Origin of the sequence: Sulfitobacter sp. HI0129, from assembly GCF_001635395.1 — a bacterium.
In the GTDB taxonomy this organism is placed as follows: Bacteria; Pseudomonadota; Alphaproteobacteria; order Rhodobacterales; family Rhodobacteraceae; genus Sulfitobacter.
Genome location: NZ_LWGH01001074.1, coordinates 1 through 257 on the forward strand (window position 1 = coordinate 1; position 257 = coordinate 257).

Annotated in this window: 1 protein-coding gene; it reads right to left on the reverse strand. The window is 67.7% G+C overall.

Annotation, left to right across the window (positions count from 1 at the left end; translation table 11 throughout):
- Positions 1-257: class I SAM-dependent methyltransferase (locus A3764_RS22665; RefSeq protein WP_150122419.1), on the reverse strand; the 257-nt coding region annotated here is incomplete at both ends.

A 257-nucleotide genomic window follows, 5' to 3' on the forward strand; every position in this document is an offset into this window, starting at 1 on the left:
GGGTTGGGCAACTGGCTGAACTCCAGCACCATGAGCCGCCCGCCGGGGCGCAGAACGCGGAACGCCTCGTTCAGGGCCTCCTGCGGGCGCGTGACGTTCCGGATGCCGAAACTGATGGTGTAGACGTCGAAGCTGTCGTCGGGAAAGGGCAGCGCCATCGCGTCCCCCACCACCCAGTCGAGGCTTTCCGCGAGGTCCTGCGCCTCAGCGCGCTTGCGGCCTTCGACGAGCATGGGTTCGGTCAGGTCCAGCACCGT